Genomic DNA, 16285 nt, shown 5'->3' on the forward strand with positions numbered 1-16285 from the left:
GTGTACTTCCGCAAGTAGTGATGCTTCGCTTCCCCCTCGCGGAAGTATCACTTATGCGTTCTTCATTTCTTCAATTTCTTGCTTTGTCATTTGTTCTCGCCAAATGTTTGCACCAAGCCCTTTAAGCTTGTCTACTATATTTTCATAGCCACGATCAATATGCTCAAGTCCGGTTACTTCTGTAATTCCATCCGCCATCAATCCTGCAATAACAAGGGCTGCTCCAGCTCGCAAATCACTCGCTTTCACTTTTGCACCTTGTAATAAAACAGGACCAGTTACGATAGCTGACCGACCTTCTACTTTAATTTGCGCATTCATGCGACGTAATTCATCAATATGTTTAAAACGTGCGCCATAAATCGTATCCGTTACAACACCCGTTCCATGCGCCTTTGTTAAAAGTGTTGTAAATGGCTGTTGTAAATCTGTTGGGAAACCTGGATATACAAGCGTTTTTATATCAACTACTTTTAATCTTCTATCACCGTTCACTGTAATCTGGTCATCATTCGTTTCAACTTGGACACCAGCTTCTCTTAATTTTGCAGTAACTGACTCCAAATGCTGAGGAATAACATTATCAACTGTTACTTCTCCTCCTGACGCAGCACCTAAAATCATATACGTACCCGCTTCAATACGATCTGGAATGATCGTATGATGACAACCGTGCAATGAATCCACACCATCAATTCGGATTACATCTGTACCAGCACCTTTAATGCGTGCTCCCATGCTAGTTAACAGTGTAGCTACATCAATAATCTCTGGTTCTTTCGCTGCGTTTTCAATAACAGTTCTACCTTTCGCGCGTACAGCTGCTAGCATAATATTAATCGTAGCTCCTACACTAACAACATCTAAATAAATACGTGCCCCTCGTAGTTCATCTGCTCTTAAATAGATAGCACCTTGTTCATTCGTAACATGTGCACCTAACGCTTCAAATCCTTTAATGTGCTGATCAATCGGCCTCGGTCCTAAGTGACATCCACCTGGAAGCCCAATAACAGCTTTTTTAAAACGGCCAAGCATCGCACCCATTAAATAATAAGAAGCACGCAATTTTTTCACTTTTCCATTGGGTAAAGGCATTGCAACCATGTTAGAAGGATCGACTACCATCTCTTCCTCCTGTCCATAAGTCACTCTCCCTCCAATTTCCTCTAGTAAGTCTCCTAACATTTTCACGTCCGAAATATTAGGGACACCACCAATAGTTACTGGAGTATCTGCTAAAATTGTCGCTGGAATTAGTGCAACGGCGCTGTTCTTTGCACCACTCACGCGAATTGTTCCATTTAAAGCTCTTCCGCCTTCAATTAGCAATTTTTCCATATTGAGCTCCCTTCTTGTGAATGTATTTACTTTCTATATTTTTATAGAAAGCTCCCCCTTAAGAATCTCAATTACTTTTCCATCCCAAAACTCAATAAATAGGAAACCATTATCTTCATTTCTCCTGTCATACAAAAAGATAAAGATTAACTATTTATCGAATTTACTTTATCAATTTAGATACGTTATCACATTTATTAATAGGACTATGCACATTATTTTCTATTTCAAAAACAAAATGATAAAATCTTTAGACTTGTTCACGCTTTCATTATACAACGAAAGGAAACCGTCTAAAAGAGTAGACGGTTTCCAAAACGGAATTTTATTCTTACGCTTTACCGTTAGAACCGAATTCGCGAATTTTACCAATAACAGTTGCTTTGATAGCGTCGCGGCCAGGTCCGATAAATTTACGAGGATCGTAAACTTCTTGGTCTTTGTTTAATACTTCACGAACAGCTTTTGTAAACTCAATTTGGTTCTCAGTGTTTACGTTGATTTTTGAAGTACCTAAAGAGATAGCTTTTTCGATATCAGCAGTTGGGATACCAGTACCACCGTGTAATACTAAAGGTACGCCAGTGAAGTCACGAACTTGTTCCATTTCAGCGAATCCTAAGTTAGGCTCACCTTTGTAAGGACCGTGTACAGAACCTAAAGCTGGAGCTAGGCAATCGATACCTGTTGCTTCAACAAGGTGCTTACACTCAGCTGGGTCAGCGTAAATTACGCCTTCAGCGATTACGTCGTCTTCTTGTCCGCCAACTGTTCCAAGCTCAGCTTCAACAGATACGTTACGAGCGTGTGCGTATTCTACTACTTTTTTAGTAGTTTCTACGTTTTCTTCGAATGGGTGGTGAGAAGCGTCGATCATTACAGATGTGAAACCTGCATCGATTGCTTCTTTACATTTTTCGAAGCTTGAACCATGGTCAAGGTGAATCGCTACAGGAACAGTGATGTTCATTTCTTCGATTAAAGCTTTAACCATAGCTACAACTGTTTTGAAACCAGTCATATGACGAGCTGCACCCTCAGATACACCTAGGATTACAGGAGATTTTTCTTCTTCCGCAGCAGCTAAAATAGCTTGAGTCCACTCTAAGTTGTTCATGTTGAATTGACCAACTGCGTATTTTCCTTCTAGTGCTTTGTTTAGCATTTCTTTCATAGAAACTAAAGGCATGGTGAATCCTCCTAAAAAACGTTTTTTGTATCCGATAAGTTCTTATCGCTGGTAGTATGACCAGAATAAGGTAAAATATGTATATCTACATACCGGACTTTTTTCTACACTCAATAGGATAACAACTTGTACTCAAAAACTCAACCGTATTCACCTGCACAATAGTCCATGTAAACGCTTTTTTCCATATTTTTTATAAAAAATTCATTTTTAAGCCTCTACAGCGAGCTCATTTCTCACCGCTTGACGAATTTCATCAATATCAAATGGTTTAGCAAAATGCATTAAAGCACCTAAATCTTTTGCTTCTTGGATCATATCAAGCTCTCCGTAAGCAGTCATTAAAATCACTTTAATACTCTCATCAATTTCTTTTACATGCTTTAAAATCTCTATACCATCCATACCTGGAATTTTCATATCTAACACAACTAAATCTGGATTATCTTTTTTCACGATATCTAAAGCTTGAAATCCATTCGCTGCTTGGAATGTCTGATAACCTTCTTTTTGGAACACTTCATGTAATAACACACGAATGCCATATTGATCATCAACGATTAAAATTTTCCCTTCCATAACTCCCAACCTTTCTGTGTAAGTACAAGATTTAAAGCTTCTTATATCTTAACGATTAATTTTCGCTATTCTTTACCAAATTCCTTCCTATTTCTTTCTTATTTTACCGTTTCCTATTTTGTTATGCCACCTTCGATTTCACCTTTCTAAAAAAATAAACTATAATGAAAGCCGGTAAACACGTACGAAGGGAGTAACATTATGTTAAAAATTTTTTCAACCCAATTAAGCGGTTATTTCTCCAGAGTTTCTCAAAAAGAGGAAATGAATATAGAAGATAGCGCCCGTCTACTTGCTCAAGCATTAGTTGGCGAAGGTTTCATTTATTTACATGGTACAAATGAAATGGAGGGCGTTGTTGCTGAAGCGCTATTCGGTACTGAACCAATGAAACAAGCAAAACGATTATTTGAAAATGGTAAGGAAGTAGAAGTAACTTCTGCAGATCGTGTACTTCTTATTAGCCGTTTTTCAACAGATGAAGAAGTTGTAGCAATAGCAAAAAAACTTCAAGCAGATGGACACTCTATTGTCGGCATTTCTGCTATTCAAGAAGGCAATGAATCACTAGAACAATATACAGATGTACATATTGATACAAAACTGTTAAAAGGGCTTATTCCAGACGATGAAGGTAATCGCTACGGATTCCCAAGCTTAATGATAGCTTTATTTGCATATCACGGAATCAAATTTACAATCGATGAAATGTTAAATGAATATTAAAAAAAGCGCCCTATTTCAGGCGCTTTTTTATTACTTGCTCTCTTTATTCGTAATAGACGCTCTTACGAAGTCATGGAACAATGGTTGTGGACGGTTTGGACGAGAAACAAGTTCTGGGTGGAACTGTGCTGCTACGAACCAAGGGTGATCTTTTAATTCAACGATTTCAACTAAACGACCGTCTGGGCTTGTACCAGAGAATACAAATCCTGCTTTTTCCATATCCGGACGGAATTGATTGTTGAACTCATAACGATGACGATGACGCTCATATACAACCGGCTCATTGTAAGCGTTGTAAGCATTTGTTTCTTCAGCAAGCTTACATGGGTATAGACCAAGACGAAGTGTACCACCTAAGTCTTCTACATCTTTTTGTTCTGGTAATAAGTCGATGATTGCATAAGGTGTGTCAGGATTGATTTCAGAAGAGTTAGCTCCTTCTAATCCTAATACGTTACGTGCGAATTCGATTGATGCAAGTTGCATACCTAAGCAAATTCCTAGGAATGGAACTTTGTTTTCACGAGCATATTGAATTGCAACGATTTTACCTTCTACACCACGATCACCGAAGCCACCTGGTACAAGGATACCATCTGTGTCTCCTACTAATTCTTGTACGTTCTCTGCTGTTACGTGCTCAGCATTTACCCATTTCACTTCTACATCTGTGTCGAAAGAGTAACCCGCATGACGAAGTGCTTCTACAACAGAAATGTATGCATCTTGAAGCTCTACGTATTTACCAACAAGAGCGATTTTTGTTTTCTTAGAAAGGTTACGCACTTTTTCAACTAGCGCAGTCCACTCTGTCATATCTGCAGCTGGATTGTCTAATTTTAAGTGATCGCAAACGATTTGATCCATATTTTGCTCTTGAAGAGATAATGGAACTGCATATAAAGTATCTGCATCGCGTGCTTCAATAACTGCTTTTGTATCAATGTCACAGAATAATGCAAGCTTGTCTTTCATATCTTGAGAAACAGGCATTTCTGTACGAACAACGATAATATTTGGTTGAATACCTAAACTGCGAAGCTCTTTAACGCTATGTTGCGTTGGTTTTGTTTTCATTTCACCCGCTGCTTTTAAGTACGGGATTAACGTACAGTGAATGTACATTACATTGTCACGACCGATGTCGCTCTTAATTTGACGGATTGCTTCTAAGAATGGTAGAGACTCGATGTCACCAACAGTTCCACCGATTTCTGTAATAACAACGTCCGCGTTTGTTTCGCGACCAGAACGGTATACGCGCTCTTTAATTTCGTTAGTAATGTGAGGAATAACTTGAACTGTTCCTCCTAGGTATTCACCACGACGCTCTTTTTGAAGAACTGAAGAGTAAATTTTACCTGTTGTTACGTTGCTGTATTTGTTTAAGTTGATGTCGATGAAACGCTCATAGTGACCAAGGTCTAAGTCAGTTTCTGCACCATCATCTGTTACGAATACCTCACCGTGTTGGTATGGGCTCATAGTCCCTGGGTCTACGTTAATGTATGGATCAAACTTTTGAATCGTTACGTTTAAACCACGATTTTTTAAAAGTCTTCCAAGAGATGCTGCTGTAATACCTTTTCCTAGAGACGATACTACACCGCCTGTTACAAAAATATACTTAGTCATGAAAAAGCTCCCTTCTATTTTGCTGTTATATAATCACCGTTGCAAAGCGCAACGTATGTAGATAACACTGTATCCATCTTATTGTTAGACTCTTTTTATTTTCTAAACAAAAAACAAAAAAGAAAATTGCTCCCCTCATCACATAAAGTAATAAGTAGGGAGCAATTTTCTTTTATATTTACACTTTAAAAGTATTATCGTCCTTTTTTAAAGAGCCCAAAAATGATTCTACATGGACGATAATGAAAAGTCAAGAACTACAGTTCTTCCTCTTCTTCTTCTTCAGTTTCATCATACTCAAGTTCTTCTTCAGCGAAGTCATCTTCATCTTCGTCTAAATCATCAAGATCATCGTCGTCTCCGTCTTCGTCTTCAAGAACCTTGTCCAAATCTTCTACATCATCATCTTCGTCTTCATTTCCGTCTACATCATCAAAGTCATCTTCATCTTCGTCAATGTAGTCGTCAAAACCGTCTTCTTCAACTTTACGTTTCTTCTTCGGTTTTGGTTGAGGCAAGATTTCTTCATCAATTTGCTCGTATGGGTACCAGCTGCGTAGCCCCCAACGATTTTCTCCTAAATTAATGAAACGTCCATCGATGTTTAAGTCTGTATAAAATTGTGCGATTTTCGCATTAACTTGCTCTTGAGATAGTCCCAGCACTTGAGCGATTTCTTGAACCAACTCGTTGAATGTCGTTGCTTGTTTTTTATCCCCTAAAACGCTATGTACAACTTCAATCATTGAACATTCTTTTAGCTCTTCTGGTGAATATTGCTTAAAATCCACTTATGCGGCACTTCCTTTCATCAAATATAACCTTATATATAACGGCCTGCTTAAAAAAATCCATACTATTCATTATAAACAAAAGTCGCACAAATATGCTACAAAAAAAAACGGGAAACTTTTATGGGGTAGTAAAATTATAATTTGTGCATTCCTTATTTCGGAAGCATATGGGCCCCTTGTAATACATACCTAATTTGCATGTCTGTATATTCTTCGAGCGTATATAGCTTTTGCAGCGCCCAACGTCGAAATCCCCACATCTGTCCTTGTATAAAAATATTATGCGCAAGAAGCTGTATTTCTTTTTTATTTAATGTAAATGTTCCGTTTTCCGTACACTGTTCTAAAATATTCTCAAACATTCCTACCATTTGAAACTCCTTTTCTAATACGTATGGGAGTGATTCTTTCGGTAAAAAGCGTACCTCTTGATACATTATTAATACTTCTTCCTGCAATTCGTCCATCACTTTAAAATAATTCGTTATTGCTATCTTTAAACTTTCTACACTTCCTTTTTCCGTACAAACTACTTCCTCTAATCTTTCTTTTACATGTTCATAAATACTATCACAAACTAAATACAAAACATCATCTTTTGTACGAATGTATTCATAAAGCGTTCCAATACTAAATCCAGCTGCCTTTGCAATCTCTCTCGTTGTTGTACGCGGAAATCCTTTTTGTTTAAACAGTTGCACTGCACCTTTAATCATTTGTTCACGCCTTAACGCGACTAATTTTTCATCTTTCACTGATGCATGCACATTATGTTTAACCATCCCCTTCACCTCTCTATTATTTTTTGGAAGGAAAAAGCGTAGGAAAATACCTACGCCTTTGATCCTACTTCGTTAACATACGAGAAATTACGAGCCTTTGAATCTCTTGTGTTCCTTCATATATCTGTGTAATCTTTGCATCTCGCATGTATCGCTCTACTGGATAATCTTTCGTATAACCGTAACCACCAAATACTTGTACCGCTTCCGTCGTCACCTTCATCGCTGCATCACCTGCAAATACTTTTGACATCGCTGACTCTTTCCCATACGGAAGCCCTTCCGATTCCAGCCAAGCTGCTTGATATGTTAGAAGACGCGCCGCCTCCACATCCGTTGCCATATCTGCAAGTTTAAAGCCAATCCCTTGCTGCGCAGCAATCGGCTTCCCAAACTGATGACGCTCTCTTGCATATTCTACGGAAGCATCTAAAGCCCCTTGTGCAATACCAACCGCTTGCGCCGCAATACCGTTACGGCCACCATCTAATGTTTGCATCGCTATCTTAAACCCTTGTCCTTCTTCCCCTAGTAAATTCTCTACAGGAATACGACAATCTTCGAACATAATTTCAGTTGTTGGTGAAGAGCGAATCCCTAATTTACTCTCCTTCTTCCCAACTGAAAATCCTGGTGTATCACTTTCCACTATAAATGCACTCGTGCCACGCTGCTTCGATTCAGGATCAGTTAATGCGAAAACAACATAAATATCAGCAATACCACCATTAGTGATAAATATTTTTGATCCATTTAATACATAATGGTCTCCATCTCTTTTGGCGATCGTCTTCATTCCACCAGCATCCGATCCAGACCCTGGCTCCGTTAAGCCGTACGCACCAATTTTCTTCCCTTCAGCCATCGGTCGTAAAAATGTTTGCTTTTGCTCTTCTGTTCCAAATTTAAAAATTGGCCAACCAGCAAGTGAAGTATGTGCAGACAATGTTACACCTGTAGAAGCACATACGCGTGATAATTCTTCAATAGCAATTACATACGCCAAGTAATCGCTTCCAATTCCGCCGTATTCTTCAGGCCACGGAATTCCGGTTAAACCAAGCTCTGCCATTTGATCAAATAGCGCTCGATCAAACCTCTCTTCTTCATCACGTTCAGCTGCTGTCGGTGCTACTTCGTTCTTAGCAAAGTCCCGAACCATTTTTCTTATCATTTCATGTTCTTCTGATAGTTTAAAATGCATGCCCGTCTCCCCCTTGTGCTTTTATAAAGCCCGGCTAATAACAAGTTTCTGTATTTCACTCGTCCCTTCATATATTTGCGTGATTTTCGCATCACGGAAAAATCTTTCTACTGGATAATCTTTCGTATAACCGTAGCCACCAAATACTTGCACTGCTTCAATCGCAACTTCAACAGCCGTTTTAGAAGCGAATAATTTCGCAATAGATGCTTCTTTACCACATGGTAATCCTTGCGCTCTTAGCGATGCCGCCCTATATACGAGTAATCGCGCCGCTTCTACGCTAGTTGCCATATCTGCAAGTTTGAAGCCAATCCCTTGCTGCGCCGCAATTGGCTTTCCGAATTGCTCACGTTCTTTCGCATAATCAATCGCACATGCAAGCGCCGCTTCAGCAATACCTAATGCTTGCGCCCCAATTCCAATTCGTCCAACATCTAAATTCGCCATCGCTACCTTAAATCCTTGTCCTTCTTCACCAAGTAAATTCTCAGCCGGTACCTTCATATCCTCGAACGTAAGTTGTACAGTGCGAGAACCGAGCAGTCCCATTTTATGCTCATCTTTACCGATAATTAAGCCTGGTGTATCTTTCTCTACTATGAATGCAGAAATCCCACTCTTTCCTGCCTCTGGATTTGTAGAAGCGAATACAATATATGTACTTGCTTCACCACCATTTGTAATGAACACCTTCGATCCATTAATAATGTAATGATCGCCTTTCTTCACAGCTCTTGATTTCAAACTTCCTGCATCCGATCCTGCATTTGGTTCTGTTAATGCAAATGCACCTAAATATTCACCAGTCGCAAGTTTAGAAACGTATTTCTCTTTCTGTTCTTCTGTTCCGAAATATAAAATCGGGTTCATTCCAACTGACGTATGTACAGCTAAAATTACACCAACTGTTGCGCTTACCTTTGAAATTTCTTCAATTGCTAAAATGTAAGAAATAAAATCCATTTCTGCACCACCGTATTTTGCAGGCGCTGGAATTCCCATTAATCCAAGCTCACCCATCTTCTGCAAAATCTCTTTTGGGAACACCCCTTGTTCCATACTAGGAACAAAGGGAGCAATTTCCTTCTGTGCAAAATCTCGAACCATTTTCCTCATCATTTGCTGCTCTTCATTAAAACGAAAGTTCATATACTCCGCCTCCATTTGCTATATAACCTTTTAACAATTTGGTAAGACCACTATTTTGTAACAAAGGGGGATTTATTCGTAAACGTAGAAGCCACGACCTGTTTTACGTCCTAACCATCCTGCATTTACGTACTTACGTAGCAATGGACATGGGCGATATTTACTATCACCTAAACCTTCATGCAACACTTCCATAATGTATAAACACGTGTCTAAACCGATAAAATCAGCGAGCGTTAGAGGACCCATCGGGTGATTCATACCAAGTTTCATTACTTCATCAATTGCTTCTTTCGTCGCTACACCTTCATATAACGTATAGATTGCTTCGTTAATCATCGGTAATAAAATACGGTTCGATACAAATCCTGGGAAATCATTTACTTCAACTGGTACTTTGCCAATTTTCTTCGTAATATCCTCAATTGTTTCGTATACCGCATCATCTGTAGCCAAACCACGAATAATTTCAACAAGTTTCATAACCGGAACCGGATTCATAAAGTGCATACCGATTACTTTTTCCGGACGTTTCGTTACCGCGGCAATTTCTGTAATTGGCAAAGATGACGTATTTGTCGCTAAAATTGCGTGTTCTGGAGCAATTTCATCTAAATTTGCAAAGATTTTCTTTTTAATATCCATTTTCTCGACAGCTGCTTCGATAATAAGATCCGCTTCCTTCACACAATCTAAATCAAGCGTTACTGCAAGACGGTTTAATGTCGCTTCCTTTTCTTCTTCCTTCATGCGCCCCTTTTCTACTTGGCGTGCTAAGTTTTTCGTAATAATAGCCAATCCTCTATCTAATTGCTCCTGTTTTAAATCTTGTACCTTCACATCGTATCCTGCCATTGCACATACTTGTGCAATTCCTGATCCCATTTGTCCTGCACCAATTACAACAATTTTTTGTACACTCATTTCTTCTTCCCCCTTAATTTTCAATAAACTATATACCGTCTAATCTTAATTAGTGAACTTCAATCATCACTGCATCACCTTGACCACCACCGCTACAAATCGAAGCAATTCCAATTCCGCCGCCGCGTTGCTTCAGTGCATGGATTAGTGTAACGATAATGCGCGCTCCGCTTGCTCCAATCGGATGCCCCATCGCCACTGCGCCGCCATTTACATTCAATTTTTCTGGGTCAATTCCCGCAATCTCTGTACTTGCAATTGCTACTGCTGCAAATGCTTCATTAATCTCGAATAAATCGATGTCTTCAATTGTCTTGCCTGTTTTTTCAAGCAATGCGTTAATTGCATAACCTGGCGTTCTCGGGAAATCTTTAGACTCCACTGCAATTGCTGTATGTGCCAAAATTGTCGCTAACGGCTTTCTTCCTTCTTGCTTCGCTCTGTCTTCGCTCATTAATACAAGTGCAGCACCACCATCGTTTAAGCCTGGTGCATTACCAGCTGTCACTGTCGCTGTTTTATCAAATACAGGTTTTAATTTTGCTAACTTTTCAATTGTTGTATCCGCGCGTGGCGCCTCATCCTTTGCAACGACAATCGGATCGCCTTTTCTTTGCGGAATCGTTACTGGCACGATTTCCTCTTCAAAACGTCCTTCATTATGTGCTGAAACCGCACGCTGGTGGCTACGATATGCCCATTCATCTTGCGCTTCGCGAGAAATTCCATCTTCCTTCGCAACTTCTCCGCCATAAACACCCATGTGTATACCTGAAAATGCGCATGTTAAACCGTCAGCAATGTTTAAATCAACGACTTCGTTGTTGCCCATTCTGTATCCCCATCTTGCTCCTCGTAAAATGTAAGGACTGTTACTCATCGACTCCATACCACCAGCTACAATCAATGATTGATCGCCAGTACGAATAATTTGATCCGCTAACGTAACCGCACGAAGCCCCGATGCACAAACTTTATTCACTGTTTCCGTCTGCACTTCCCAAGGGATTCCAGCAGCCCTCGCCGCTTGGCGCGATGGAATTTGCCCCTGCCCACCTTGAATAACCGTTCCGAATATAACTTCCTCAACATCACTAGCAGAAACATTTGCTCTTTCAAGCGCCGCTTTAATTGCAATCCCTCCAAGTTCTGTTGCTTTTACATCTTTTAAAGATCCTCCAAATTTTCCAACCGGTGTTCTTGCTGCACTTAAAATAACTGTTTTACTCATTCCTCTTTCCCCCATTTCCTTTTATCACTGAGCGGGCGCTCGGTGTTCCTACGTTGAGAAGAGGTGCAATCATTGCACCTCTTTCTAAAGTTGTATGCATTCCTACAAACTAGATTGCTTCTTTCTTCTGTCCAATCACTGAGCGTTCTAAAATCTCTGTTACATCGAGAGTTTGAACTTTCTCTTCAACTTCTTTCGCTTTCGTCCCATCACTAATCATCGTTAAGCAATACGGACATCCTGTACCGATAATGGATGGCTGTACAGCTAATGCTTGTTCTGTACGAGCAACGTTAATGCGTGAACCTGTTGTTTCCTCCATCCACATTAAGCCACCACCTGCTCCACAGCACATTCCCGTTTCACGGTTACGTGCCATTTCTACAAGATTCACACCAGGAATCGCTTTCAAAATGTCACGCGGGGCTTCGTATACTTCGTTGTATCTTCCTAAGTAGCAGGAATCATGGTACGTAACTGTTTCCTCAATAGCGTGAACCGGTTTTAAGCGTCCTTCTTTCACCCACTGAGCTAACAGTTCTGTATGATGATAGACTTCTGCTTGCAAGCCAAAGTCCGGATACTCATTTTTAAATGTGTTATAAGCATGAGGGTCAATCGTAACGATTTTCTTCACTCCTGCTTTTTCAAATTCCTCGATATTTTTTGTCGCCATCTCTTGGAAGACAAATTCATTTCCAAGGCGGCGCGGTGTATCTCCAGAGTTCTTTTCCTTATTACCGAGTATCGCAAATGAAATGCCTGCTTCGTTCATCAACTTCGCAAACGATATCGCAATCTTCTGACTACGATTATCATATGATCCCATTGAACCAACCCAGAATAAATATTCGAACTCCTCGCCAGCTTTCGATTTTTCTTTTACAGTTGGAACCGTTACTTCATCATCACCTTGGCGCCAAGTTTCACGCTCTTTACGGTTTAGACCCCACGGATTCCCTTGACGCTCGATGTTTGTCATCGCACGTTGCGCTTCCGCATCCATTTTTCCTTCTGTTAAAACGAGATAGCGGCGTAAATCAATAATTTTATCAACGTGCTCATTCATAACCGGACACTGATCCTCACAGTTACGACACGTTGTACAAGCCCAAATCTCTTCTTCTGTAATAATATCTCCGATTAAACTCGGATCGTAAGCGAGTGTTGCAGCCGCTGATTCTTGTTGCCCTTTCCCAGCCGCCATCATCGCTAACTGATTTCCTTGTGTATTATTAAAAGCAACTACTGGAACCCAAGGCGCTTTTGATGTTACTGCTGCTCCTTTGTCAGTTAAATGATCGCGAAGTTTTAAAATTAAATCCATCGGCGATAACATTTTCCCTGTTCCTGTTGCCGGACACATATTTGTACAACGACCACACTCTACGCAAGCGTATAAGTCAATAAGCTGATTTTGTCTAAAGTCTTCGATTTTACCAACACCAAATGTTTCTTGTGTTTCATCTTCAAAGTCAATCTTTTCAAGTTTCCCTGGATTTGAAAGACGACCGAAGAAAACGTTAGCTGGTCCAGCAATTAAATGCGCGTGTTTCGATTGTGGAACATAAACTAAAAACGTTAACAAAATTAGTAAATGCACCCACCAAGAGAAATAGAACACAGAAATGGCTGCGGTTTCATTTATCCCCGAGAAAACGTAAGCGATTGCAGAAGCGATTGGCTCACTCCATGAAAGCTCCTCGCCATGCCATATAATTCCCATTCCATTACCGAGTAGCACAGAAATCATTAAGCCACCGATAAAGATAAGAACAAGACCTGATTTGAAATTACGTTTTAAACGAACTAGCTTTTCAACATAGCGTCTATGAAAAGCCCAAAAGACTGCAATTAAAATAACAAGTGTGACAATTTCCTGGAAGAATGTAAATGCAGGGTATAGTGGTCCAAGTGGAAGATGTGATCCTGGTGCGAGTCCTTTCCAAACGAAGTCAATTGCTCCAAATTGGACAAGAATAAATCCGTAAAAGAACATAACGTGAATAATGCCGCTCTTTTTATCTTTCAGCAGCTTTTTCTGACCGAAAACATTGACCTTAAGGAGATCCCAACGCTCTTTAAAACGACGGTCAAATTCAATCTTTTTTCCTAACTGTATGTAGGCCATCCTCGTTCGTATAAGATACACAAACAAATATCCCGCATAAGCAATAACAGCAATGGCAGCCAGCCAATTCATGATCAGTAAGCTATTCATTTTTATGCTACCCCTCTCTTTGTAAGCCCTCTTTCTTTTTTAGAATCTTCAAAAACATATAATTTTCTGAATTTTATCCCCTACCTTCATTATATAATGAGTGAGCATTCAGTCAACAGTTTTTTGTTATACAACAACATATTTTTTCATAAAGCTGTTTATTTCGGTGAAACTATAAAGTGAAACTTTAATCATTAGAAGTTATTTACTCCCTACTAATTATTAGCCCACAAATAACCGGATAAAATGAATATTTGATTTATAAAAAACAAATGGTGAAAAGACCGTGAAGGAGGGAATTTACTCATGTTCTTCTTACCTCTCTTATTAATAGGTATTGCTCTCTGGATTGTAATCGATTTTTCTTATGGGAGAATTGTTCATTTAAGGCGTGTACGTTCTCGTTCTTTCCCTTTACGTCAAAGTGATTTTCACCTTTATACATACGGAAAAGATTTGTATGACACTCTATTTACTGATATAAAACAGGCGAAACACCATGTGCATGTTTTGTTTTTCATTGTAAAAAACGATAAAATCAGCCGAGAATTTTTAAAGTTACTTATTGATAAGGCAAAGGAAGGAATTGAAGTAAGACTTTTACTCGATAGATTGGGAAGCCATCATTTATCAAACGAGGCCGTTCGCTCCCTGCAAAAACATGGTGTCTCTTTTTCGTTTTGTCACAAAGTAAAGTTTCCTTTTCCTTTCTTTTCTGCGAATCAAAGAAACCATAGAAAAATTACAGTTATCGACGGGAAAATTGGTTACATTGGGGGATTTAATATTGGTGAAGAGTATTTGGGACATAATGAGCGGTTAGGATTATGGAGGGACTATCATTTACGTCTTACAGGCGAAGGAGTACAAGATTTACAAAAGCAATTTTTACATGACTGGTTTGATGATACAAACCAAAATTTATTGGACGCTTCTCTTTATTTTCCGAAACAGCAACCCGGTACTATCGAACATCAATTTATTCCAACTGATGGTGCCTATTTACAACATACTTTTTTACATTTAATTGAAGGTGCAAAAAAGGAACTCTTTATCGGTACACCCTATTTCATTCCTGGAAGAAAAATTATGAACGCATTATTAGAAGCTCGAAAACGCGGGGTTCAAATCACGATTCTCGTTCCAGAAAAAGCGGATCACCCCCTTGTTCGAGAAGCAAAATTCCCATATTGCCGAAAGTTAATACAAGCTGGCTGTAATATTTACGCATTTCAACAAGGTTTTTTTCACGCTAAAGTTATTATAGTTGATGACTATATCTGTGATATCGGAACTGCAAACTTTGATATGAGAAGTTTATATATTAACCATGAAATCAACTGCCTTTTATATGATGAACATTTTATACAAACAGTAAAAAATAAATTCCACGAAGATCTAGAAAATGCGTCATTACTTTCCTTGAAAGATGTTAGTCCGAATTCTCTCATTAATAGAGGCAAAGAATGGATAGGAACAATACTTGCTTTCTTCCTATAGGAAAGATAATGCATAAAGGAGATGTATTCATTATGATTATGCGTTTCGGATATGTCTCACATGCAATGGCACTCTGGGACTGTTCTCCGGCTAAAACGATGACATTTACAAGCTTTCAAAAGCTTAGTAAACAAGAACGAGAAGATAAATTATACGATGTTACGCGGCAGAATCTTGAGCATACAATACGTATTCTTCACTACAATATAGCGCATGAAATTCCATTATATCGCTTATCTTCTTCCATCGTCCCACTTGCAACACATCCCGAAGTCGAGTTTGATTACATCGGATTGTTCACACCGCTTTGGCGTACAATTGGGGCATTAATTAAAGAACATAATTTACGAGTAAGTTTTCACCCAAATCAATTTACGCTATTTACAAGTGATAAGCCACACATTACAACTAACGCTATTACAGATATGACCTATCATTATAAAGTATTAGATGCAATAGGCATTGCAGATTCTTCTTATATTAACATCCATGTAGGTGGGGCCTACGGAAATAAAGAAAAAGCGGTTGAGCGTTTCCATGAAAACATAAAAAAACTTCCTGCACATATAAAGAGGCAAATGACACTTGAAAATGATGATAAAACATATACAACTGCTGAAACTTTATCTATTTGCCAAAAAGAAAAGATCCCATTCGTATTTGATTATCACCATCACATGGCAAATCTTTGCGAGGAACCGCTAGAAGAGTTACTTCCTGCAATTTTTGAAACTTGGTCACATACAAATATTGTTCCTAAAGTTCACATTTCCTCTCCTAAATCAAAAAAAGAATTTAGGGCTCACGCGGAATATATTGATTTAGAGTTTATTAAACCTTTCTTACACGTTGCAAAAAAAATCAATCATAATTTCGATATTATGATTGAAAGTAAACAGAAAGATTTAGCGATGCTGCAATTCATACATGAATTATCCTCTATAAGAGGGGTAAAAAGAATAAGTAGCTCAACATTACAATGGTAAATTGTAATGTTGAGCTAT

13 protein-coding genes and 1 pseudogene are annotated in these 16285 nt (G+C 39.0%); 3 read left to right on the top strand and 11 right to left on the bottom strand.

From position 1 onward, the window contains the following. Positions 1–51 precede the first annotated feature (51 nt). From murA to spo0F, 3 genes are all read right to left on the bottom strand, one after another. The gene (gene murA, locus MR070_RS16510) at positions 52–1341 is read right to left on the bottom strand and encodes a UDP-N-acetylglucosamine 1-carboxyvinyltransferase (RefSeq protein ID WP_000413260.1); all 1290 of its coding nucleotides are present in this window, start codon (positions 1339–1341) and stop codon (positions 52–54) included. A 331-nt stretch (positions 1342–1672) separates the two neighbouring features. Next, positions 1673–2530 carry a class II fructose-bisphosphate aldolase gene (locus MR070_RS16515; RefSeq protein ID WP_001131850.1) on the bottom strand — a complete coding sequence of 286 codons (858 nt, stop codon included), beginning with the start codon at positions 2528–2530 and terminating at the stop codon, positions 1673–1675. Between the two features lie 210 nt (positions 2531–2740). Then, positions 2741–3109: a sporulation initiation phosphotransferase Spo0F gene (spo0F, locus tag MR070_RS16520; protein WP_000398594.1), complete on the bottom strand. Its 369-nt coding sequence runs from the start codon at positions 3107–3109 to the stop codon at positions 2741–2743. Between the two features lie 201 nt (positions 3110–3310). Between spo0F and MR070_RS16525 the strand changes: the two genes are divergently transcribed. Continuing rightward, on the top strand, positions 3311–3835 hold the full coding sequence (locus MR070_RS16525; RefSeq protein ID WP_000912424.1) for a DUF2529 domain-containing protein: 525 nt from the start codon (positions 3311–3313) through the stop codon (positions 3833–3835). Positions 3836–3865: 30 nt separating this feature from the next. On the opposite strand, the gene pyrG is transcribed toward MR070_RS16525, so the two are convergent. The 8 genes and pseudogenes from pyrG to MR070_RS16565 all read right to left on the bottom strand — a co-directional run bounded on the left by pyrG (position 3866) and on the right by MR070_RS16565 (position 13781). After that, the gene (gene pyrG, locus MR070_RS16530) at positions 3866–5473 is read right to left on the bottom strand and encodes a CTP synthase (protein ID WP_000170453.1); all 1608 of its coding nucleotides are present in this window, start codon (positions 5471–5473) and stop codon (positions 3866–3868) included. 257 nt (positions 5474–5730) lie between these two features. Continuing rightward, positions 5731–6264: a DNA-directed RNA polymerase subunit delta gene (gene rpoE / locus MR070_RS16535; protein ID WP_000346275.1), complete on the bottom strand. Its 534-nt coding sequence runs from the start codon at positions 6262–6264 to the stop codon at positions 5731–5733. A gap of 155 nt (positions 6265–6419) precedes the next feature. Continuing rightward, complete coding sequence (locus MR070_RS16540) at positions 6420–7049, bottom strand: TetR/AcrR family transcriptional regulator (protein ID WP_000238604.1); 630 nt, start codon at positions 7047–7049, stop codon at positions 6420–6422. A gap of 64 nt (positions 7050–7113) precedes the next feature. Then, complete coding sequence (gene acdA, locus MR070_RS16545) at positions 7114–8253, bottom strand: acyl-CoA dehydrogenase AcdA (RefSeq protein ID WP_000545533.1); 1140 nt, start codon at positions 8251–8253, stop codon at positions 7114–7116. A 21-nt stretch (positions 8254–8274) separates the two neighbouring features. After that, the gene (locus tag MR070_RS16550; RefSeq protein WP_001011168.1) at positions 8275–9405 is read right to left on the bottom strand and encodes an acyl-CoA dehydrogenase; all 1131 of its coding nucleotides are present in this window, start codon (positions 9403–9405) and stop codon (positions 8275–8277) included. Positions 9406–9477: 72 nt separating this feature from the next. Then, the gene (locus MR070_RS16555; protein WP_000116031.1) at positions 9478–10329 is read right to left on the bottom strand and encodes a 3-hydroxybutyryl-CoA dehydrogenase; all 852 of its coding nucleotides are present in this window, start codon (positions 10327–10329) and stop codon (positions 9478–9480) included. Between the two features lie 49 nt (positions 10330–10378). After that, positions 10379–11660 (bottom strand): annotated as a pseudogene (locus MR070_RS16560) (acetyl-CoA C-acetyltransferase). A gap of 9 nt (positions 11661–11669) precedes the next feature. Further along, the gene (locus tag MR070_RS16565; RefSeq protein ID WP_001086786.1) at positions 11670–13781 is read right to left on the bottom strand and encodes a (Fe-S)-binding protein; all 2112 of its coding nucleotides are present in this window, start codon (positions 13779–13781) and stop codon (positions 11670–11672) included. Positions 13782–14087: 306 nt separating this feature from the next. On the opposite strand from MR070_RS16565, the gene cls reads away from it, so the two are divergent. Both cls and uvsE read left to right on the top strand, forming a co-directional pair. Next, positions 14088–15281 carry a cardiolipin synthase gene (cls, locus tag MR070_RS16570; RefSeq protein WP_000465733.1) on the top strand — a complete coding sequence of 398 codons (1194 nt, stop codon included), beginning with the start codon at positions 14088–14090 and terminating at the stop codon, positions 15279–15281. A 32-nt stretch (positions 15282–15313) separates the two neighbouring features. After that, positions 15314–16267, top strand: coding sequence for a UV DNA damage repair endonuclease UvsE (gene uvsE, locus MR070_RS16575; RefSeq protein ID WP_000605892.1), 954 nt, complete (start codon positions 15314–15316; stop codon positions 16265–16267). Positions 16268–16285 lie beyond the last annotated feature (18 nt).

Origin of the sequence: Bacillus cereus group sp. BfR-BA-01453 (assembly GCF_022662915.1) — a bacterium.
GTDB lineage: Bacteria > Bacillota > Bacilli > Bacillales > Bacillaceae_G > Bacillus_A > Bacillus_A paranthracis.

Coding starts and splice junctions, on each gene's coding strand:
- murA (WP_000413260.1), bottom strand. CDS start 1,341: ATGGAAAAATTGCTAATTGAAGGCGGAAGAGCTTTAAATGGAACAATT.
- MR070_RS16515 (WP_001131850.1), bottom strand. CDS start 2,530: ATGCCTTTAGTTTCTATGAAAGAAATGCTAAACAAAGCACTAGAAGGA.
- spo0F (WP_000398594.1), bottom strand. CDS start 3,109: ATGGAAGGGAAAATTTTAATCGTTGATGATCAATATGGCATTCGTGTG.
- MR070_RS16525 (WP_000912424.1), top strand. CDS start 3,311: ATGTTAAAAATTTTTTCAACCCAATTAAGCGGTTATTTCTCCAGAGTT.
- pyrG (WP_000170453.1), bottom strand. CDS start 5,473: ATGACTAAGTATATTTTTGTAACAGGCGGTGTAGTATCGTCTCTAGGA.
- MR070_RS16540 (WP_000238604.1), bottom strand. CDS start 7,049: ATGGTTAAACATAATGTGCATGCATCAGTGAAAGATGAAAAATTAGTC.
- acdA (WP_000545533.1), bottom strand. CDS start 8,253: ATGCATTTTAAACTATCAGAAGAACATGAAATGATAAGAAAAATGGTT.
- MR070_RS16550 (WP_001011168.1), bottom strand. CDS start 9,405: ATGAACTTTCGTTTTAATGAAGAGCAGCAAATGATGAGGAAAATGGTT.
- MR070_RS16555 (WP_000116031.1), bottom strand. CDS start 10,329: ATGAGTGTACAAAAAATTGTTGTAATTGGTGCAGGACAAATGGGATCA.
- MR070_RS16565 (WP_001086786.1), bottom strand. CDS start 13,781: ATGAATAGCTTACTGATCATGAATTGGCTGGCTGCCATTGCTGTTATT.
- cls (WP_000465733.1), top strand. CDS start 14,088: ATGTTCTTCTTACCTCTCTTATTAATAGGTATTGCTCTCTGGATTGTA.
- uvsE (WP_000605892.1), top strand. CDS start 15,314: ATGATTATGCGTTTCGGATATGTCTCACATGCAATGGCACTCTGGGAC.